General features: G+C 55.0%; 18 protein-coding genes. 12 read left to right on the top strand and 6 right to left on the bottom strand.

The features are described 5' to 3' along the window. Window positions 1-25: 25 nt before the first annotated feature. Complete coding sequence (locus FZZ85_RS04615) at window positions 26-1450, bottom strand: NADP-dependent isocitrate dehydrogenase (protein ID WP_226412686.1); 1425 nt, start codon at window positions 1448-1450, stop codon at window positions 26-28. Between the two features lie 82 nt (window positions 1451-1532). Between FZZ85_RS04615 and FZZ85_RS04620 the strand changes: the two genes are divergently transcribed. Beyond that, a complete protein-coding gene (locus FZZ85_RS04620) occupies window positions 1533-2483 on the top strand; it encodes a glycosyltransferase family 2 protein (RefSeq protein ID WP_226412688.1) in 951 nt (316 codons plus the stop codon). On the opposite strand, the gene FZZ85_RS04625 is transcribed toward FZZ85_RS04620, so the two are convergent. Both FZZ85_RS04625 and FZZ85_RS04630 read right to left on the bottom strand, forming a co-directional pair. After that, the gene (locus FZZ85_RS04625) at window positions 2466-3671 is read right to left on the bottom strand and encodes a ChbG/HpnK family deacetylase (protein WP_226412690.1); all 1206 of its coding nucleotides are present in this window, start codon (window positions 3669-3671) and stop codon (window positions 2466-2468) included. The genes FZZ85_RS04620 and FZZ85_RS04625 overlap by 18 nt on opposite strands. Further along, window positions 3671-4426 carry a 5'-methylthioadenosine/adenosylhomocysteine nucleosidase gene (locus FZZ85_RS04630; RefSeq protein WP_226412692.1) on the bottom strand — a complete coding sequence of 252 codons (756 nt, stop codon included), beginning with the start codon at window positions 4424-4426 and terminating at the stop codon, window positions 3671-3673. The genes FZZ85_RS04625 and FZZ85_RS04630 overlap by 1 nt, the downstream gene beginning before the upstream one ends. A gap of 113 nt (window positions 4427-4539) precedes the next feature. Here FZZ85_RS04630 and FZZ85_RS04635 point away from each other — a divergent pair, with 113 nt between their 5' ends. The 5 genes from FZZ85_RS04635 (at window position 4540) to FZZ85_RS04655 (ending at window position 10253) form a co-directional block, all read left to right on the top strand. After that, window positions 4540-4947, top strand: a complete 408-nt coding sequence (locus FZZ85_RS04635) for a hypothetical protein (protein WP_226412694.1) — start codon at window positions 4540-4542, stop codon at window positions 4945-4947. 75 nt (window positions 4948-5022) lie between these two features. Beyond that, on the top strand, window positions 5023-5736 hold the full coding sequence (locus tag FZZ85_RS04640) for a heme oxygenase (biliverdin-producing) (protein WP_226412696.1): 714 nt from the start codon (window positions 5023-5025) through the stop codon (window positions 5734-5736). Further along, window positions 5736-6776, top strand: coding sequence for a glycosyltransferase (locus tag FZZ85_RS04645; protein WP_226412698.1), 1041 nt, complete (start codon window positions 5736-5738; stop codon window positions 6774-6776). Before FZZ85_RS04640 ends, FZZ85_RS04645 begins: the two co-directional genes overlap by 1 nt. 332 nt (window positions 6777-7108) lie before the next feature. Next, on the top strand, window positions 7109-8941 hold the full coding sequence (locus FZZ85_RS04650) for an ABC transporter ATP-binding protein (protein WP_226412700.1): 1833 nt from the start codon (window positions 7109-7111) through the stop codon (window positions 8939-8941). Between the two features lie 43 nt (window positions 8942-8984). Beyond that, complete coding sequence (locus FZZ85_RS04655; protein ID WP_226412702.1) at window positions 8985-10253, top strand: O-antigen ligase; 1269 nt, start codon at window positions 8985-8987, stop codon at window positions 10251-10253. Here FZZ85_RS04655 and FZZ85_RS04660 read toward each other — a convergent pair. Next, the gene (locus FZZ85_RS04660) at window positions 10222-11118 is read right to left on the bottom strand and encodes a glycosyltransferase family 2 protein (protein WP_226412704.1); all 897 of its coding nucleotides are present in this window, start codon (window positions 11116-11118) and stop codon (window positions 10222-10224) included. The two genes, FZZ85_RS04655 and FZZ85_RS04660, sit on opposite strands and share 32 nt — an antisense overlap. A gap of 256 nt (window positions 11119-11374) precedes the next feature. On the opposite strand from FZZ85_RS04660, the gene FZZ85_RS04665 reads away from it, so the two are divergent. The 4 genes from FZZ85_RS04665 to FZZ85_RS04680 all read left to right on the top strand — a co-directional run bounded on the left by FZZ85_RS04665 (window position 11375) and on the right by FZZ85_RS04680 (window position 15780). Further along, window positions 11375-13759 carry a UvrD-helicase domain-containing protein gene (locus FZZ85_RS04665; protein WP_226412706.1) on the top strand — a complete coding sequence of 795 codons (2385 nt, stop codon included), beginning with the start codon at window positions 11375-11377 and terminating at the stop codon, window positions 13757-13759. 136 nt (window positions 13760-13895) lie between these two features. Continuing rightward, window positions 13896-15038 carry a CCA tRNA nucleotidyltransferase gene (locus FZZ85_RS04670; protein WP_370631134.1) on the top strand — a complete coding sequence of 381 codons (1143 nt, stop codon included), beginning with the start codon at window positions 13896-13898 and terminating at the stop codon, window positions 15036-15038. Window positions 15039-15151: 113 nt separating this feature from the next. After that, a complete protein-coding gene (locus tag FZZ85_RS04675; protein WP_226412708.1) occupies window positions 15152-15448 on the top strand; it encodes a hypothetical protein in 297 nt (98 codons plus the stop codon). Between the two features lie 83 nt (window positions 15449-15531). Continuing rightward, window positions 15532-15780 carry a hypothetical protein gene (locus FZZ85_RS04680; protein ID WP_226412710.1) on the top strand — a complete coding sequence of 83 codons (249 nt, stop codon included), beginning with the start codon at window positions 15532-15534 and terminating at the stop codon, window positions 15778-15780. On the opposite strand, the gene selD is transcribed toward FZZ85_RS04680, so the two are convergent. Both selD and galE read right to left on the bottom strand, forming a co-directional pair. Beyond that, entirely contained in the window at window positions 15728-17761 is a 2034-nt protein-coding gene (gene selD / locus FZZ85_RS04685) for a selenide, water dikinase SelD (RefSeq protein WP_226412712.1), read from the bottom strand. The two genes, FZZ85_RS04680 and selD, sit on opposite strands and share 53 nt — an antisense overlap. Then, complete coding sequence (gene galE, locus FZZ85_RS04690; RefSeq protein WP_226412714.1) at window positions 17758-18819, bottom strand: UDP-glucose 4-epimerase GalE; 1062 nt, start codon at window positions 18817-18819, stop codon at window positions 17758-17760. The genes selD and galE overlap by 4 nt, the downstream gene beginning before the upstream one ends. 301 nt (window positions 18820-19120) lie before the next feature. Here galE and FZZ85_RS12180 point away from each other — a divergent pair, with 301 nt between their 5' ends. Together FZZ85_RS12180 and hisS are read left to right on the top strand one after the other, a co-directional pair. After that, window positions 19121-19270: a hypothetical protein gene (locus FZZ85_RS12180; protein WP_370631135.1), complete on the top strand. Its 150-nt coding sequence runs from the start codon at window positions 19121-19123 to the stop codon at window positions 19268-19270. Between the two features lie 41 nt (window positions 19271-19311). After that, a complete protein-coding gene (gene hisS / locus FZZ85_RS04700; protein ID WP_226412716.1) occupies window positions 19312-20604 on the top strand; it encodes a histidine--tRNA ligase in 1293 nt (430 codons plus the stop codon). Window positions 20605-20606: the final 2 nt, after the last annotated feature.

The following is a 20606-nucleotide window of genomic DNA, read 5'->3' on the forward strand; positions in this document are numbered from 1 at the left end:
CTGGCGTGAATGGCAGCTCTGGTGATTAGAAGCGCTGGATGATCGCCTCGGCAAAACCGCTGCAGCTCACCGGATCCACCTGGGGTTCCATTAGTCGGGCCAGGTCGTAGGTGACCTGCTTGTCCGCAATGGCGGCACTGAGGCCCTTGGTCACCAGGTCGGCGGCCTCTTGCCAACCCAGGAACTCCAGCATCATCACGCCGCTGAGAATCACCGAGCCAGGGTTGATCCGATCGAGACCGGCGTGTTTCGGGGCAGTGCCGTGGGTGGCTTCGAAGATGGCGGCGTTCTCGCCGATGTTGGCGCCGGGGGCCATTCCCAGACCGCCCACCATCGCAGCTGCGGCGTCGGAGATGTAGTCGCCGTTGAGATTGAGAGTAGCGAGGATCGAATACTCCTGGGGGCGGGTCTGGATCTGCTGAAAGATGCTGTCGGCGATGCGGTCGTCTACCAGCACCATCTCCTTCCACTTGCCGCCGCCGTGGCTGCTGCAAATGGCATCGATCACCGCTTGCACCTCGGCATCGATGTCGGCCTTTTTCTCAGGAGTGAGGCTGTCGTAACCCGGCTCAATCATCCGGGCGTTGGCCTGTACGCTCAGATTGGGATCCTTCTCGAGGTTGCCGAGGATCCAGCTTTCCCGTTCGGTGATGCACACGTCGCGGAATTCGGTGGTGGCCAGCTCGTAGCCCCAGTCACGGAAGGCCCCTTCCGTGAACTTCATGATGTTGCCCTTATGCACCAGGGTTACGTGACGCTTGTCGCCCTGAAGGCGCAAGGCGTGCTGGATCGCCTTGCGGATGTGACGCTGGCTGCCGTATTTGCTCACGGGTTTGATGCCGATGCCGGATCCTTCGGGGATCTGGCGCTTGCCCAGCTTGCCGTTGGCGGGGATGACCACCTCGTTTAGATGCTTGCGCAGCTCCTGGCCGACGGCGTCATCGGCTTCCCATTCCACCCCCATATAGATGTCTTCGGTGTTCTCCCGGTAGACGATTACGTCCAGATCCTGGGGACGCTTGTGGGGGCTTGGGGTGCCCTCGTAGTAACGGCAGGGACGCACGCAGGAATACAGATCAAAGATCTGACGCAAGGCCACGTTCAGCGAACGGATGCCCCCACCCACCGGAGTGGTGAGGGGGCCTTTGATGGCCACGCCGTAGGCGCGGATCGCTTCGAGGGTGTCCTCAGGCAGGTATTGGTAGGTGCCGTAGAGGTCGCAGGCCTCATCGCCGGCGTACACCTTGAACCATTCGATGCTCTTGCTGCTGCCGTAGGCCTTAGCCACAGCTGCATCCAGCACCTTCTGCGTTGCGGGCCAGATGTCTACGCCAGTGCCATCACCTCGGATGAAGGGGATGATCGGGTTGTTGGCCACTATGGGATGTCCGTTCTCGAAGCGGATGGGTGTGCCCTGGCTGGGGGCGGTGAGCTTCTCGAACTGGGCCATGGCGGTTGGTCGGGCGTCAGCAGGCCGAGCCTATGACTGAGCCGGGAGCTCTACGGTTTCAAACAGTGCAGACCGCGCATCAATGGCTAGCGAGCAGGTGTGGGTGGTGGCGGCCTGCTTCAACGAAGCCGAGGTAATTACGCGATTTATCGATCGGGTGCTGGCGCTTGAGGAGGTGGATCGCCTCGTTTTGGTTGATGACGGTTCCTCAGATTCAACCCTTGGGGTGATTCGCAACTGGCAACGGAGCCATGCCGACCAGTCCGTCACCCTGTTGGAGCTCACCCGCAACTTCGGTAAGGAGGCCGCGATGCTGGCGGGGCTGGACTACTCCAACGGCCGCTGTGCCGCTGCGGTGCTGATCGATTCCGATCTGCAACACCCGCCGGAGCGGATTCCGGCGATGGTGCAGGCCTGGCGCAACGGCGCTGAGGTGGTCACCGCTGTGCGGGATGACCGCGATGCCGAAGGGCTAGTGAAGGTGGCCACGGCCTCCTGGTTCTATCGGGTGTTCAACCGCCTGGTGGATTCGATCCAGCTTCAGGAGGGGGCCAGCGATTTTCGACTCTTGAGTGCTCCAGTGGTGGAGGCGGTGACCCAGTTGCGTGAGGCCACGCGCTTCTCCAAAGGGTTGATGCCCTGGACCGGCTACCGCAGTGAGGAGATCCCCTACAGCCGTGTGGCCCGCGTTGGTGGCACCACCTCCTGGAGCTTCCTCAAGCTCTGGCGCTATGCCTTGGATGGAATCTTTTCGTTCACCGTAAAGCCCTTGAAGGTCTGGGGCGTGATCGGTGTGCTGATTTCGTTCTTGAGCTTTGTCTATGCCGCGCTGATCGTGCTGCGCACTCTGGTTTTTGGAGTGGACCTGCCGGGCTACGCCTCACTGATCGTGGCGGTTCTGTTCCTCGGTGGTATCCAACTAACCGGTATCGGCGTGTTGGGCGAGTACATCGGCCGGATCTATATCGATGTGAAACGGCGCCCGCATTATTTCGTCAGAGCCGTGCATCAGGCTTCAGAGCTGTTGCGCTGACGTCCACTCCTTTTGACGGTTGGTTGAGTTGAAAAAGGCCACAGACTGCTGAAATATCTCCTGATCTATGCCTGCTGAGGCATCGATCAGGGCTGGGTGGATCAGCACGACGGGCCGGGTATCTGGATGGATCGTGTTGGAGCTGTAGGCCGTTTCCCAGCTCCGGCGAAACGCTGTTCCGAACATCGACCCACTGAACAACACCCCGGCGAAGCGCAGGTTGGTTTCAAGGCCAGCCCGGCGCAGACGGGGGATCGCCAGTCCGCTCAGCAGCTGCAGAACCAGCCACTTGATCAGGCCGCCTGTCTGCAGGCTGCGCCACCAAAGCCTGAGCGACAGACCTTCCGGCAGGGGTTCCCGCGTCGTGCGCATCCAGGTGATCGATTCGGAAGGGGCCAGATCCAGCACGGCATCCAGCACCAGGGGTACAAGGTGGATGTGCTGGTGGCCATCGAGGCGGATGTGACTCAGGCCTGTGAGTTGGCGGTAGCGGCTGATCTGCTGCTGCAGAACCCTACGCAGCTGGGGGGCGATGCGTCGGCGCTGCCAGGGGAGGAGTGAGGCCAGCAGCAAGGTGCCGAATCCGCTCGGCAGATCCGGGCATTTGGCCAAACGATGCCCTTCGGTCAAGCAGAGGTGCAGGGTGAGTGGCGGTGGCTCGGCAAGGTTGCGCCAGGCCTCCATGGCATCGGCCGCACTGGGACCATTCGCCAGAAGGCTGGCGCCTTGAAGCCTTCCGCTTTGGGCGAGATCGATGATCGCCGCATCAACGCCTTCTGCTAAGCCGAGGTCGTCGGCGTGGAGCAGTGGGGGGTGGACGTTCTGTTGCTGACGGGCCTTGGCACTGAACTGAGCTGCTCGGCTCCAGATCAGGGCATTTAGCAGCGTGGGTGTGAACACCAGCACCAGGGTCGGGGCTTTGAGCAGCGGCAGCAGGGCGCAAATGCTGATGTTGACGATGTATTGCAGCAGAAGCCAGCGACGGGCGAACTGGCGACCCCCCGTCTCTTCGCGGAAGGTGAGTAGGGCATGACCGAGATACCCCGCCACTGAGGCGGCCAGGAAGGCGATGGGGTTGGCCAGGCTCAAGCTCATCCACTGGCCCAGCATCAGCAGCACGCCGACGTGTACAGCTGTGGCCGTGCCTCCCACCACGCCGTAGCGCAGCACGCGGTTCAGCACAGGCATTATTTGCAACGTTGGGGCGCGTCGTTGCAGCGCTGCAGCAGCCCCTCAATCAGCCGCCAGGCCTGCTGTTCGTAGCGCTTGACGAAGTCTTCGAAGCTCTGGGCGGCTGCCTCATCAGCACCATCGGAAATCACCCGCAGCACCAGCCAGGGGACGCCTTCCTGCTCGGCTACCTGTGCAACGGCGGCGCCTTCCATCTCAACGGCCCGTAGGTTAGGCAGGGCATCCCGCAGCGCTTTCAGCACTTCCGGATCGCCGATGAAGCGATCCCCCGTGGCGATCAGACCGCTGCTGGGCCGTGCGAACCCGTCCAGGTCGCCTGCGCTGTGGGCCTCTATCAGAGCGGTCTTGGCCCAGTCGAACCAGGCCGGCTTCGGTTGGAGTCGGTCTTGGTTCAGCGCTGGCAGCGTGAACCTTGGGAATAAGGGTCGGGCATCCATGTCGTGCTGCACCACGGCATCGGCCAACACCACATCCCATTGCTGCAGGGCCGGGTCCGCAGCGCCGGCAACGCCAGTGAACACCAGCAGATCGATGCTGGGATCACTGGCGAGCAGGCGTGTGGCGGCCCGTGCAGCGCTCACCTTGCCCCAGCCACTCCAGGCCAGGCTGAGGCGTACGGTGTCGCTCCACGAACCTGTGTGGATCCTTAGGTCGCCGTGCTCGCTGCAGCTCAGATTCTTGAGGTGGCTGAGGTCGGCGCCGATCTCCACCTGCATGGCGCCCAGCAGGCCGAGGTGCAGAGGTTGCGTCATGGTTTCGTAAACCTCGGGCAACCGTAACGGCGACCTCTTGCTTCGCCCTGCACACTGTGCGGAATCAGGAGGTTGCAGTGAACGCGGGCGAGTCGGTATACAGCGTGGACCGGATGCGAGCACTGGCTTCCACCATCGCGCTCGTGCGCCGTCAGTTTCCGGCTGCGCAGGCCAACCTCAGCCCCTGGCGGGACGACCCGCAGACCAGACAGTGGAGCGAAACCGAATCGCTCGACCTTTCCTTTCACTTCCCTGGCTGGAGTCCGCGGTTGGAATGCCGCAGTTTGCTGATGCAATTGCGGATCAGCGCGGATCGGGGAGATGACCAGCTGCGCCTGCTGGGGGTGTTGATGCGGGGCATGACCTACGACGGTGAACGTTGGCGCCTCGCCACGGTCGGTGAATGGTTGCCGGAAGGTCCACACCTGCCCCAGCAGCAGCAGGTGAAGCAGCTTAGGCAGATCTGTCGCGAGCTGTTCGAACTGTTCGACCGACATGCGTCATCTGAACCAGCGGCGTAACCCTTCGCAACGCTCGTGGCCACGCTTACGTGGACTGCTTATAGGGTCCTTCTATCGGTCCAATCACAAGCATTCATGTCCGTTGCACTGGCTGCCCAGATTCGTGAAGGCACGAAAAAATCCCACACCATGGCCGAAAACACCGGCTTCGTGAGCTGCTTCCTGAAGGGTGTCGTCGACAAATCCAGCTATCGCAAGCTGGTGGCTGATCTCTATTTCGTTTACTCCGCCATGGAGGACGAGATCAGCAAGCTGACGGATCATCCAGTTGTTGGGCCTGTGGCCATGGCCCAGCTGAACCGTCGTGAGGCTTTGGAGCAAGACCTTACCTACTACTTCGGTGAGAGCTGGAAGGAAGAAATCAAACCCTCCCCCTCGGCCGCGGCCTACGTGGAGCGTATTCACTCTGTGGCCCAGGAGTCTCCTGAGCTGTTGGTCGGTCATCACTACACCCGTTACCTAGGGGATCTCTCCGGTGGTCAGATCCTCAAGAACATCGCCCAGAAGGCGATGAATATGGAGGGGGATGCTGGCCTGCGTTTTTACGTCTTCGACGACATTGCCGATGAAAAGGCGTTCAAGGCGACCTATCGCTCCGCCATGGACACGCTGCCGATCGATCAGGCCATGGCAGATCGCATCGTGGAGGAGGCCAACCACGCCTTCCACCTCAACATGAACATGTTCAAGGAGCTGGAAGGCAACTTGGTGGCCGCCATCGGCAAGGTGTTGTTTGGTTTCCTCACTCGCCGTCAGCGTGCTGGCAGCACGGAAGCAGTTACTGCTTAATGGCATTGATTCATGAACCCGAAACGCCGTTTAAGGCGATTCGGGTTTTGGTACCTGGTCTTGGTTCACGTTTTCGTTGTGGCGGCTTAAGTGTGGCGAAGCAGACAGTTCGTTTGCTCGCAGAACTGCGGCCTACAACTCTTGTTACCTACAGAGAGCGGACTGCCCAATGCCCCTTTCTTAAAGATCTGCTGAAAGAAGAGTCCAAAGATGCTAACTCTCTTTGGATAATTAGTTGGGGTTTTGATGTTCCAAGGTTGCTTAAACTCCTCCGCGGAAAAAATCTTATTTACCACGCTCATAGTTCGGGATATGGTTTTAAACTTCCTCCCAATGTCCCGATTGTTGCGGTAAGTCGAAATACAATGGGTTATTGGGGCCATCATGCACCGAGAAATCCCTTATTTCTTGTATCTAATGCACTGGAATCTCAATGGATGGAGAGAGGAGATCTTGAGGGAGATTTTGAAGAGAGGCCTATAGATATTCTTGTTCAAAAAAGAAAGAGTAGTAATTACCTGTTATTTGAATTAGTACCGGCTTTGCGCGCCAAGGGTTTTCGTGTTGAAATTCAAAGCGATTGGGTGGAAGACATAGTTAATTTATTCAATAGTTCTAAGGTGTTTTTGTACGATTCTAGAGATCATTGGTCTTCAGCTGGAGTAAGCGAGGGGTTCGGCCTTCCTCCTTTAGAGGCAATGGCATGTGGCTGTATAGTTTTCAGTAGTTTAAATCACGCACTTTCAGACATTCTTACACCTGGGGAAATCGGACATCAAATTGGTTGCGCTTCAATATCTAATGATGTCGATAGAATTTCTGCTGCGCTCCTTAACCCAACTGAATGGAAGCCATCCGTGCAGAAATTAGGTTTTGCATTGCAAGACTTCACCGAAGAATTACACGTAAAACGGTGGAAATATGTTATCAAAAATCTTGAGCAATTTCTCCCCAATCTCAACCAATCTGATTTGATTAGAAGGCATTCTCGGTATCGCATTATTACCAGTAAATTGTTTAGCAAGTTTTTATATGTATAGGTAAGTTTTTTGATTCTTGCTTTAGATAATTCTTGCTCGTCTTTTCAAGTATATTTCGACAGAATATTGCTTAAGCTCTTTCGAATCGGGTTTTTCTGTTAATACCTACTATTTATGCTTACCTCGGAAAAATTTTTACGATATTTAAGGCCACGCGTGTATTTCAGGTTGAATTGGTTTCGAACTAACTTAATAGATTATCTAGAGGTGGTTTTTATCAGGCCTCTAGAGGTGAATATAGCTGAGCTAGTGGTCAATCAATTGAGTGGCTGTCTCCACTAGTCCGAAATTTGAGCTTAGGCATTTAAGTTGGACTTTATTAGCTGCTTAATGTGCAAAATCTTTTTGCAAGCAAGACAGTAGTCGGATTGAGGCAACTTATTAATTACATTGATTCAAATGTCTTGTTTAGACTTTGGTTTTTGCTGCCGGTCTCGATATTATCTGGATTTCTTGATTTTGCTGCAGTTGCAGTGATTGGAAGGCTAACCGGCAGCCTTGTTGGGAGTGATCTTGCAAATATTCTTCCTGGCATTAAAGTTTTCGGAGCTAGTATATATGAACAGTCTTTGTGGTTAATAGCAATCTTTATAATAGTCAATTGGCTTCAGTCAGTTGTCCGTCTAACGCTGCGTTTAATGCAAGAAAATCTCGCTGGTGAGTTATGGCTTGATTTATCTGGACGTATCTATAATCAGATTTTAGCGCAGCCATACGAAAGTCATCTTTCTGGGAATGTCACATCTCTAGCTTCTGATTTACTTTCTAATCTAGAGGCGCTACTTAGAGATATACTTACTCCCTCATTGAGAGCAGCAAGCTGTTTAATTAGCATTGTCATGTTAGTAACTGGAATATTGTATGTAGGTGGAGGTGCGTCTTTCGTTTTAATAGTATCGATGCTTTTGATGTATGTTGCATTATCATATTTAATAACCCCTACGCTGCGTGTTGCGTCAAAGCTTAAAATTATCGCCAGGGAAAGATATACAAAAAGCTTTTTTGAATCTCTTGGTTCGATTGCTGATCTTAAGCTTGGCTTGAATGAGCAATATTTTATTAGTCAATACATAGATGCGACACAAACTTATAAAAAGTCAGTTGTTAATGCGATTGTATTTCCGGAAATTCCAAGGTTGTTTATTGAACCTTTGGGTATTTCTGCTATATTTTTGGTGGGTGTGTTGCCACAAGTCCTTTCAGGACAGCAAGAGCGAATTATTGAAGTACTTCCATTTTTGTCAGTATTAGCTGTTGGTGCTTTAAGACTGGCAAAACCCCTTCAAGATCTTTTCGCTTCTGTTTCAATACTGAGGGGTGGACTTCCAGAAATAAATAATATCATATCTCTCGTCGATAAAACAAATACATTTAGACAATTCGATATTCGAAAAGATACTGTCTGTGCTGAAAGTATCTTCCCCCTGCGATCAATTCGTCTTGTAGACGTTCATTACACGTACCCTGGGTCATCAAAACCTGTACTGAATGGGATCAATATTGACATCCCTGTAGGCTCTAGAATTGCGTTTGTAGGTCCTTCTGGTAGCGGAAAAACTACTGCGGCCAATATTTTGCTTTCTTTGTTGCGTCCTCAGAAAGGCACTTTGTCTTTAGATGGAATCCCTCTTTTAGATAATGAAATTCCAGCATGGTATAAATGCTGTGCGAAAGTTCCTCAATCGATTCAGTTGTTGTCAGCTTCAGTAGTGGCTAACGTCGCGTTTGGAGAGATGGTACAACAAATTGATGAAGATAAAGTCTGGGAAGCGCTTAGAGCTGCTCAATTAGACGAAATTGTGTCTGAAATGCCATATGGAATATATTCACCTATTGGTGATAATGGTATTGGGCTCTCTGGAGGTCAGCGTCAAAGATTAGCTTTAGCGAGATCCTTTTACAGACAGGCCAAAGTATTGGTTTTGGATGAAGCCACAAGCGCATTGGATAATCAAACAGAGTCTGAAGTTATTCAATCTCTTGAAATAATAGGTCGACGATGTACTACATTAGTCATCGCTCATAGATTATCTACAATAATTAAATGTGATCGTATATATGAATTCTCTGATGGCAAGATCATCGCAAGCGGTAACTTTGATCAATTGCGTGAACTATCTCCTACCTTCCGCAATATGATCGAATTGCAATCTTTTAATGCATAGTCTTTCCCATCTTTCTTGTTATATGAAATTGTCGAGAAAAAATATGGCTAATGCTATTTCCATTCTTTCCAAGTATTTGCCGCCTTTGTATTTGGCTGCGATTTTGTTTGGCCAGGTATTTTTGTCTTCGATTGCCAATATCTTGAATGTTGAAAATAGAGCTGTAATGCTTATATTGAGATTTTTGATTATGGTATTGAGCTATGGATATATTCTCTCTCATTTTCGACGCCGGAAGGCTTATTATCTTCGGAGCCCGTGGATTGTTTGTCTCGTAACTTTTTGGATTATCTATTCATTTAGGCTTTTCTTTGATCAATATGTTTCTGGAGTTGCACTTGCCTTGCCTGCCTGGGAACTTTTTGCTTGGAGCTTAGGTAGCTCTCTGCCAATTGCTATTTGCTCCTTTTTATTTGCGGCAAAGAATCGACTTTTGTCTATATTGTTTGGCCAAGCAAAGCATGGTGTATTCTTACTTGGGTTCTCAATTGTCTGCTTTCTAGTTAATCCTGGGACCATTCAAGGAGCCTTTTACTTAGAGCACTTGAACGCTATTACATGTGCAAATGCAGGCTGCGCTTTATTTTTACTTTGCCTTGGAAATATTTTATTACCTAAATCTTCTTGCGATAATCTTCCTCCACCTCTATTTATCGAATGGGCTGGGATGGCAGTTGGATTATTTATAGTCGTATATAGTGCGACTAGGGGCGTACTTATTTCAACTTTTTTGATAACGGTTGCGTCTATTTTCTTTTTTCGCCAAAGCCTTCAAATTTTAGAATCATTTCAAAGAAAAAACTTTGTATTGTTGGTTCCTGTGTTTTTTGGTGTCATATTTGTGGCAACTCATTCGCCTCTTCTCTTAGAGAAGCTGTTCACGTCAAGAGCTCCTGAAAGTATTCTGACTCGATTGGAATTTTGGAGAGTTTCGGCTGAGCAATTTACAATCAATCCATTGCTGGGTACTGGATTTGGCTTACAAGAGTTGCTTGGGAGTCTTGAAATTGAAAAGGGAATTTACTACCCTCACAATTACTTGCTTGAATCTCTAGCTGTTGGCGGCATAGTCATGACCCTTCCTTTGATATATTGTACACTTTTTCCGTTAGTTAATTTTCATAAAAGAGCTAAATCTGACGCTTCTGTTTTTCCGTTATGGCTTTTAGGAGTGCAAGCTTTAGTCTATTCCATGCATAACGGTCACTTGGGTGATTTTCCTTTTTTCTGGATGATTTTTGGTTGTATGGCGGGAACGAAGTATCGACTTAATAATAGTGTTAACTCTGAATTATCCAACGCAAATGATTAGGCAGTCTGTACGTTAAATTTATAATTCCTGATCTGCCGAGCATAGTCGATATGCAAAGTAACAGGTTATAGGGCTTCGGGCTTTTAAAGTATCTAGCGATAGGCTGAAGAAGATTGATTAAATATATTTTTGTTCCCAATTGATTTTTTAAAATAACTTCAAATCTTCCCATTCCATATTTCAGGCTTTTAATTGGTGAGCCCTGCAGTGAGTGATGAGCAATTGCCAAATCTTTTAATTTGATAATTCTGGCTTCTTGCTTGAGGAGCCTAATCAAAAAATCTGTTTCTTCATTGGACGCCCATGGCGTATTAGCGCCTGGTCCAATATTTTCATCAAACACATATGAAAGTGTTTTAAGTATAGATTTTCTAGTGAATATGTTTGAGGTCTCAGCCTTGGCCTTGAAAAGGTCTAATATAGAGTTCACTAGTGAATAGTGTATTTTTCCTTTTTTTAGGCCGTTGTGAATTTCTGATGGCTCAATTTTTGATGCTAATATGACGTCAACTTCAGGGTGGCTCTGGAATAACTTTATTAATTCTTCTATCAAGATAGAGGGGTACAGGCAGTCATCATCTGGAAAGGCAATTAGTGAGGATTTAGCCTCGCTGGCCCCATAATTTCTTGATTTTGAAGCACCCTTGAAATTAACTCTTCTGTGCTTGATGGAAAGCTTCGCTTGCCATTCATTAATTAAGTCTTTTAAAATTTCTTTTTCGTTTTGGTCTACAATTATTATCTCGGCAGGCTTTATGCTTTGTGCATCAACTGATTCCAGAAAGTCGTTGACTTCATTTACTCTTCCGTATGTGCAGAGAACCAGGGAAAGGTCGGCGATCAATGTTTGATTTGCTTGGCTCATCTTTCCGAAGTCTCTCCTTTGAATGATAATCGATTCCAGTCTGATGCAGGACTTGAGTGGATAGTCAATTTTAGGCTTTGGGGTCTTCGTGACAATGCTTCTTGGTTGTTGCATTTTGATGATGCCCTTAAATGAGAAATGGATGCTGTTTTTACGCTTTTATTTGCTTCATTGCCTTGATTATTGAAAGTGTGTTGCGCTGATGGTTTTGGCCCTCAGCTCATGTTCTATCGAGTGCTTCCTTTAAGATAAAATCATGAGTTTTTTAGCTGGCCTAAATGACGCCCAGCGCAGGGCGGTGGATCACCACGAAGGTCCTCTGTTGGTGATTGCCGGCGCCGGTAGCGGCAAGACCCGTGCCCTCACCCATCGCATTGCCCACCTGATTGGGGAGCACGGTGCAGATCCGGCGCAGATTCTGGCCGTCACCTTCACCAACAAGGCTGCTCGGGAGATGAAGGAGCGGCTTGAGCTGCTCTTGGCCCAGAAGCTGGCGCAGAGTCAGTACGGCCAACCATGGAGCACCCTGCCGCCGGTGGAGCAGCGTCAGTTGCGTTCGCGCATCTACCGCGAAATAACCAAAGAACTCTGGATCGGCACCTTCCATGCGTTGTTTGCGCGGATGCTCCGCTACGACATCGACAAATTTCTGGACTCCGAAGGACTCACCTGGACCAAGCAGTTTTCGATCTACGACGAAGCTGATGCCAAGAGCCTGGTCAAGGAGATCGTCACCCAGGAACTGCAGCTGGATCCCAAGCGCTTTGACCCCAAGAAGACCCGTTGGGCGATCAGCAACGCCAAAAACCAGGGTTGGCTGCCCGACCAGCTCGAGGCCAACGCCGAAGGGCAGCGGGGCAAGCTCACCGCCGATGTCTACCGGCGTTACCGCATGGCACTGGCGGCAAACAATGCCCTCGACTTTGACGATTTGCTGCTCCTCCCGGTGCAGCTCTTGCAGCAAAACGAGCAGGTCCGTAGCTACTGGCACCGTCGTTTCCGTCACGTTCTGGTGGATGAGTATCAGGACACCAACCGCACCCAGTACGACCTGATCAAGCTGCTGGTGACTGATGGCAAGGAACCGCAGGATTACGACGACTGGGCCGGGCGTTCGGTGTTTGTGGTGGGTGACGCCGACCAGAGCATTTACAGCTTCCGGGCTGCAGATTTCACGATCCTGATGGGTTTTCAGGACGATTTCGGTGACCAGGCTCCGGATGAGGCCACTCGCACGATGGTGAAGCTGGAGGAGAATTACCGCTCCACCGCCACGATCCTGGAGGCGGCCAATGCGCTGATTTCCAATAACAGCGAACGGATCGACAAAGTGTTGCGCCCCACGCGTGGTGAGGGGGAATTGATCTCTCTCACTCGCTGTGATGACGAAATTGCTGAGGCGGAGGCAGTGGTGCACCGGTTGCGCACGATGGAAGCGGCCAATCCCGAGCTCAGCTGGGGTGACATGGCCGTGCTCTATCGCACCAATGCACAGTCCCGTGCGATCGAGGAATCGCTGGTGCGTTGGGGCATCCCTTACATAGTTGTGGGAGGACTGCGCTTCTACGACCGGCGTGAGATCAAAGATCTTCTGGCCTATCTGCGGCTGCTGATCAACCCGGCGGACACCGTCAGTCTGCTGCGGGTGATCAATGTGCCTAAGCGCGGCATCGGCAAGACCACGATCCAGCGGCTCACCGATGCGGCCAATCAACTGGGCATTCCGCTGTGGGATGTGGCGAGTGACCCTGAAGCGGTGCGTTCCCTGGGCGGTCGTTCCGCCAAGGGGCTGCTGCAGTTCTGTGATCTGGTTAACGATCTCCAGTCGCGCAGCCGTGAGGTGTCTCCCTCGGAACTGATTCAGCAGGTAATGGAGAAAAGCGGTTATGTCAGCGAGTTGATCGCTGATGGCACCGATGAGGCCGAGGAACGACGTCGCAACCTGCAGGAATTAGTGAACGCCGCTCTTCAATACCAGGAGGAGAACGAGGAGGGTGATCTTGAGGGATTCCTGGCCAGTGCAGCACTGGCCAGTGATGCCGACAGTAAGGACACCGCCGCAGACCGCGTCACCTTGATGACGCTGCACAGCAGCAAGGGACTCGAGTTCCCTGTGGTCTGCCTGGTGGGTCTGGAGCAGGGTCTTTTCCCTAGTTATCGCTCCCTCGATGACCCGGCATCTCTGGAGGAGGAGCGACGTCTCTGTTACGTGGGCATAACCCGGGCGAAAGAGCGTTTGTTCCTCTCCCACGCCAGTGAGCGACGTCTCTGGGGTGGGATGCGCGAGGCTGCGGTTCCTTCCGTGTTTCTTTCGGAGTTGCCGGAGGCCCTGGTGCAGGGGGACATTCCCCAGAGCGGTGGAGCGGCGCTACGGCGCGAGCGCCGCCTCGAGAGGCTCACCCGTATAGATCGGGATAAACCGTCATCGGCCCCTGCGAATGCAGTGCGGCGACGTCAGGCAGGACCAGCTCCCGGTCGGAGCTGGCAGGTGGGTGATCAGGTGATGCATGCCAGCTTTGGTGTTGGAGAGATCACCCATACCTTCGGAAGCGGTGAGAAGGTTTCAATCGCGGTCAAGTTCGCAGGTATGGGCCCCAAGATCCTGGATCCGCGCCTTGCCCCAATCGAGCCTGTTGGTTGAGGCGGTTGATCTCAGGGGGCAATCCGATTCACATGCGTGATGATTGATGTGCCTACCGAAGCGCCACGCATTGGATCTCCCAGGTGTGCCGCCATCATTAGTGTTTGAGCTCCGTTGTGCGGCTCAAGATGTAGGGGTGACACGGTTGGCTCTCGTGGGTGGCATGGTCAGAGATCTGCTGCTGCATCAGCTGCATGGTGTTCCATGGGCTGGTGTTCCAGATCTGGATTGGGTTGTCGAGGGAAATGCCCTGGCCCTCACGGAAGTGTTGTTGCAGCGCTGTGGTTCGCAAAGGATCACGGATGTTCAGCATTACGGGGATTACGGGACAGTCGCACTCCGCTTTGATGGAATCCTTGTCGATTTGGCGTCAGCCCGGCGGGAGATTTACCCGGTTCCTGCTCAGAATCCCAAAGTGGAACCCGGCACGTTGGAGCAGGATCTTCTCCGGCGGGATTTCACCATCAATGCCATGGCCATTGATCTCATGGCTGAGCAGTTGGTTGATTCCTTTTCAGGGCAACGCGGGTTGACTGAAAAGCAATTGACACTGCTGCACGATCACAGCATTCGGGATGACCCCACGCGCGTGATCAGGGCAGCGCGCTACGCCGCTCGACTGGGGTTCATGTTGGATGAAAAAACGGAGGATCAAATCACCCAAACCATTCAGGCTTGGCCCTGGGCTTGGTCCACCAGCACTCCCGCAGCAGCGGCCCCACCGGCGCTCTCGACCCGTCTGAGGATGGAGCTTGACCGCTTGTTCCAGCATGAACCTTGGGCACAGGCCATTGCTTGTCTGCAGCAATGGCGGGCTTTGTCGCTGATTGATCCGAGCCTCCAGGACGATCCGCTATTGATGCGCCGTTTGCACTGGGCTCAGCGGCTGGAGCTTCCCCTCCTGCTGGCTTTGGTGTCCGGTGCCAGGCATCCGTTGCGCGTTGCGCAGCGACTTCAGCTTCCTGGTCAGCAGCAGCAGTGGTTAAGCCAAATGGTGGATTTGAATCAATGGCTTCTGGCGGATGGCCCAAGGGTGTCGGCGCTCCCGTCGGTCTGGTCAGAGGCCCTGGAGGCGCGTGGTGCGAAGGCTGAAAGCGTGGCTCTGCTGATCTGCCTGATGCCTGTTCAATGGAAACCCCTGTTGCGCTGGTGGGGGCGCTGGCGGAAGATCAAATCGCCGAAGACCGCCCGTCAGCTCCTGGACTCCGGCTGGTGTCCTGGCCCTGCGTTGGGACAGGAGTTGAACAGGCTCCGCCGTAAGGCTCAGGACAAGTCGTGATGAACAACAAGAGGTTATTTATCCCCGCTTTGGTTTGCAGGGCCGCACTCGTTTTGCTTTGGCGGCTCTGATGGCGGCATTGCCTGGCCGGGATCATTTATGCCGCTGACTATTTGATCAGCTCCAGGGCAGCCAGCTCGTTCGGCCCCTTGGATTACGCCCTGTTGGAGGAGACCCTGGCCCAGGGACTTGGGCTTTTGCCGTTGCCCAAGTTGGGATTGATTCTTCTCCTTTTGGTGCTGGTGTTAGCGGTGGTTCTTGTTCTGGCGGTTCAGTTCGGTCCTCTGAACCTCAATCGCTTTGGCCGCTGCTGTGCCGTTGCGGTGCGGGGCCTGTTGTTGGCCAGTTGGTGGGGGGCGGGTTTTCCCGAACTGGATCCTGCTCTGGGGGGTGTGCGTGAACAGGATTAGTTCCGTCTGATCAGCCAGCGCAACAGTGGCCTCGTGGAGCGTTATAGCCCGTGTTCACGTCTGCTAATTCTGAGGAAGAGGTCATGGGTCGGATTCCCGAAGACCCTGTCCCTTGGGGGAATCGCCAAGCGTTGGAGCGACGTTTGGCCATGCCACCCTTGCCGCAGGAGCTGTGGCTGGCCAGCAGCGGGCCGTTGCCGAAATTGATCCGCAAGATGCAGCCGATGCAGGAACAGGTTGAACGCGAGGGGTACGCCTGTCGGGACCGCTCCAGTGATCTCAGCTATGCCCGCCTGCTGCAATGCCAATCTGCTGCCAGGGTCCTTCGCTGAGAAGAGATGCGGCTGTGCTTTCTGGGCAGGCCAAAAGGAGTGGACCACAGGTCTGCGGATCTACGAGCAGTTCCAGTAGGCCCTGGGATGGGGTTTGGTTGAGCTGCACCGTGGAGTCCAGCCAGTGCCAGCTGCGTCGATTGGCAGGGGCGAGGCTGCTGGCCAAGCCACTTTCCAGCAGCTCGAGAGCCTGGGGATAGGCAGGTATGGAGTCGGCAAATAGCTTGACCTGCAGGGGTGCGCTGCTCTGAAGCATTTCCCCTAGATGGCCCAACAGTCCGAAGCCTGTGATGTCCGTGCAGGCATGGATCTCGTCCCAGTGCGGCCGAAGCTGGTCCAGCAGCCGGTGTTGGCTGCAGGTCATCACCGCAAGGACGCTGTCGATTGCGGCTGGCGGCACCGCTCCCGCCATGGCAGCGGCAAACAGCACGCCGGTGCCCAGGGGGCGGCTCAAAAGCAGCGCATCCCCCTGTTGAATTCCCCCTTTCCGCCAGGATGTTCCATGGCTGCGTCCGTTGACACAAAGTGTTAGTTGGAGCCCCAGTTCCGCCGGTTTGGGCGGATCGCTGCGGGCCTCTAGCGTGTGGCCACCGATCAGAGCTGCCCCCTGCTCCTGCAGGACCGAGCGCACCCCGGCCAAGGTCTGGGCCAACAGCTCCTGCTGATCCCCACTCTCCAGAGCTGGGAGCGTCACGATGGCTTGGGCGCTGTCCACAGTGGCCCCGCAGGCCCACAGGTCGGAGCTGGCGTGCAAGGCAGTCAAGCGACCGTTCATCCAGGGATCGCTCAGCAAAGCTGGGAATCCATCCACGCTCTGTAGCAACGGCGGTTCTCCGGGAATCTGAGCAGCATCCTCCGGAGATCCACTGATTCCAACCTGTTGGAGCGCTGCTTCGAGAGGCTGGGCGGGGAGCTTGGCGGCGCAGCCACGGCAGGCCATCGGGGTGTTCGGGGCCATGGCTCCGGCGTCCCGAAATGCTTCGATAAAGCGTTGGTCGATCCGTCGCTTCCACCGCCAGAGCAGTGCTGATGGACCGAACTGCCAAGCACCCCAACGGGCCCAAGCCCGTCCATGCTGGTCTCCGATGAGCTGCAGGGCCAGACGCTGTGGATGCCAGGGGCGTAGGGCACGTTTGCGGCAACGGGCTTCGAGGTTTTGGGCCAGTGGTTGGGCAGCGCGAACGGCCCACACTCCTGATGCAGGCCGCGGCGCGTTGGAGATCACGGCGCAGTCGCCAGCTGCAAACACGTTGTCGTGTCCTTCCACCTGCAGGAATCGATTGGTGCGCACCCGGCCATCGGGGTCCACCGGCATCCCACTTGTTTCGATCCAACTGGGCGCCCGACTGCCGGTGCAGCGCAGGCTGGTGCAGCTGTTGCTGTCTCCGTAGGCTTCCACGAGTTCCACCCGTGCTGTGGCAAGCATCTGGCGCTCCAGAGCTCCCAGTCGCTGAGGGTGGCTCTGCAGTTGCAGTGGGCGTTGGGGCCAGCGGCGACGCAGGGCAAGCACCACTTCGAGGCCGGCAGACCCTGCCCCCACCACGCGAAAGGGAGTTTCGCTGCTGGGCTCTTGCTCTGCCAGAAAGGCCAGGGCCGGCTCTAGTGGTTTGATTGCCACTCCTTCAGCGTCGCTGCCGCGGCTGACCGCTCCTACGTCCAAGCTCAGCAGGGCGTAAGGCAGGTCAGGGCGGTCGCTCAACTGCAGCAACTGCCGTCGCAGATCAACCCCGCAGATCTCTGCCTCCACGAAAGCCACTCCGGCTCGATCGCAGAGGTGACGCAGGTCGATCTCAACGTTTTTCTGTTGTTCAAGGCCGGCGATCATGGCCGGCACCATTCCGGAGTAGAGCGATGACCCAAGGCGATTGACGAGCACGATGCGTCGATCAGGCCGGTGCTGGGGCCGCATGGCCCAGCGTTTGAGCAGAAGTGCGTGGCTGTGCCCCCCGCCGGCAAGCACCAGTGCCCTGGCTGATGTCATGCGGATTCCCTGTAGCCCATAGGGTTGGCCTGCTGCCAGGTCCAGCCATCACGGCAGATGTCACTCAGCGTGCGCTTTGTACGCCAGGAGAGGGTGTTGGCAGCGCGTGTGGGGTCAGCGATGGTGATCGCGGCGTCGCCAGGCCGTCGATCGACAAGGGCATAGGGGATGTTTTGGCCGCTGGCGGCGGCGTAGGCGTTGACCACGTCGAGGACACTTTTTCCAGCGCCGCTGCCGAGGTTGCAAATGAGGTGCTGTGGCCCCTCCTTCAGTAGGCTGTCGAGGGCTGCTTTGTGGCCGTCGGCAAGATCCATTACATGGATGTAGTCGCGCACCCCGGTGCCGTCATGGGTCGGCCAGTCGCTGCCAAACACCTGGAGCTGATCGCGACGTCCGACGGCGACCTGGGATACGAAGGGGAAGAGGTTGTTGGGGAAGCCGAGGGGGTCTTCCCCGATCTGGCCGCTGGGGTGGGCGCCTACGGGGTTGAAGTAGCGAAGGCAAGCGATCCGCCAGGTGTTGGGAGCACTGGCGTTGAGATCAGCGAGCATTTGTTCAACAGCGGCTTTGGAAAATCCGTAAGGGTTGATTGGTTGAATCGGCGCTGATTCAGGAATGGGGACGTCTTTAGGGAAGCCGTAGACCGTGGCGCTGCTGCTGAACACGAGGGTGCAGCAGGCATGGGCCTCCATGGCGGCGAGGAGGGTACGGGATCCGGAGACGTTGACATCCCAATAAAGCAGGGGTTTCTGGAAGGACTCGCCAACGGCTTTTAGTCCGGCGAAATGAATGACGGCATCGAAAGGACGATCGTTGGCAGCAGCATCTGAAAAGAGCTGGTCAAGGGTGTGGGGATTGCGGATGTCCCCGTGCTCGATCTGCAGCCGTGTGCTGTTCAGGGACACGCTGGAGATGGCGGCCACCCTGGTGAGGGCTTCTGGAGAGCTGTTGGAGAAGTTGTCGAGGACGAGCAGGTCGTAGCCAGCTTCCAGCAGCACAAGGCAGGTATGACTCCCAATGAAGCCGGCACCGCCGGTGATGAGGACGCGCCGGCCCATGTCGTCAACCCTTTTGATCTGATGATTCTGAATCAGCTTGCATGCAAAAGGCTGACGCCTTAAGCGATTCAACCTAGTTTTCGCCCATTGCACCGGGCTTGTGAACAGCGGAACAGTGGTTCCGGTGTTTCAGCTCTCTGCTTGCCACGCCTATCTCACTTACCCCTTTGTGATGAGCTGGAGCTTGCTCGAAGCTATGGGCTGTGGTGGTCTCTGACACGGCTCCAGTGCGGGAAGTCGTTCGTCACGGCCAGAACGGTTTGTTGCTGGATTTCTTCTCGCCAACCGATTTGCCGCGTCGGTGGTGGAGCTGCTCAACGATCTTCAGCGTGCTGCTGGCTTTGGACCGGCTGCACGTGAGAGCGTCGAACGCACCTATGAACTGAATGACTGCTTCACCCGACAGCTGGCCTTGATGGATCTGGTGGCGAGCCGCAGCATCGTGGCCTGAGGTCACCCGGCAGACTGGGCCGCTGTACCTGCATCCCGCACGTGAGTCAGCTCCAGAGCCTGAGGGGCATGGTGGATTTGCTGCCGGAGGCGCTTCAGCGTTGGCAGGCGGTGGAAGCCATGGCGCGGGAGCATTTCCAGCGGTCCGGGTTCGGCGAAATTCGAACGCCGCTCTTAGAGACGACGGATCTGTTTGGCCGTGGCATCGGTGAGGGCACCGATGTGGTGGGCAAGGAGATGTACAGCTTTCAGGACCGGGGCGATCGCTCCTGCACCTTGCGGCCTGAAGGCACTGCATCCGTGGTGCGTGCTGCCCTCCAGCACGGCTTGCTGAGTCAGGGTGCCCAGAAGCTTTGGTATGCCGGTCCGATGTTTCGCTACGAGCGCCCTCAGGCAGGGCGGCAGCGGCAGTTTCATCAGATCGGGGTTGAGTGGCTTGGGGCGGAGCGGGCTCGCAGCGATGTTGAGGTGATTGCGCTGGCCTGGGATCTTCTGGCCAGCCTTGGTGTGGGGGGCTTGCAGCTGGAACTGAACAGTCTTGGAACAGCGGAGGATCGTCACGACTACCGCAACGCTCTAGTTGCTTGGCTTGAGCAGCGGTCTGAGGCTCTCGATCCAGATTCCCAGGCGCGCCTGAGCACCAATCCGTTACGGATTTTGGATTCCAAAAACAAGGACACCCAGGCACTTTTGGAGGATGCTCCAACCCTGGCGGATGCCCTTGCTGATGCCAGCCGTGAGCGTTTTGAGGAGGTGCAGCGAGGTTTGACTACCCTGGGGATTCCTTTCCGGCTTAATCCGCGATTGGTGCGGGGTTTGGACTACTACAGCCATACAGCTTTTGAGATCACCAGCGATCAACTCGGAGCCCAGGCCACCGTTTGTGGTGGTGGTCGTTATGACGGTTTGATCAGCCAGCTGGGAGGCCCTCAGACCCCCGCCATTGGTTGGGCCTTGGGCATGGAGCGGTTGTTGCTGGTGTTGGAGGCCGCGGCGCAGGCAGATCCCAATGGACCGGCGGCACGCCTTGCTGTCATACCTATCCCTGATGCCTATCTGGTGAACCGTGGAGAACGGGCCGAAACCGTTGGGCTGTCTCTGGCCCGTTCGTTGCGGCAGCAAGGCCTGACGGTTGAGCTGGATGGTTCAGGCTCCGCCTTCGGCAAACAGTTCAAGCGGGCGGATCGCAGCTGTGCTCGCTGGGCTCTGGTGCTGGGGGATGAGGAGGTAGAGCGGGGTGAGGTGCGGTTGAAGCCATTGCAGCAGCAGGGAGAGGAGGTCACTGTTGCGCTGAGTGGAATCGCCGCAATCGTGGAGACACTGCGCACCTATTGAAC

Source organism: Synechococcus sp. MU1642 (assembly GCF_020514115.1).
In the GTDB taxonomy this organism is placed as follows: Bacteria; Cyanobacteriota; Cyanobacteriia; order PCC-6307; family Cyanobiaceae; genus Parasynechococcus.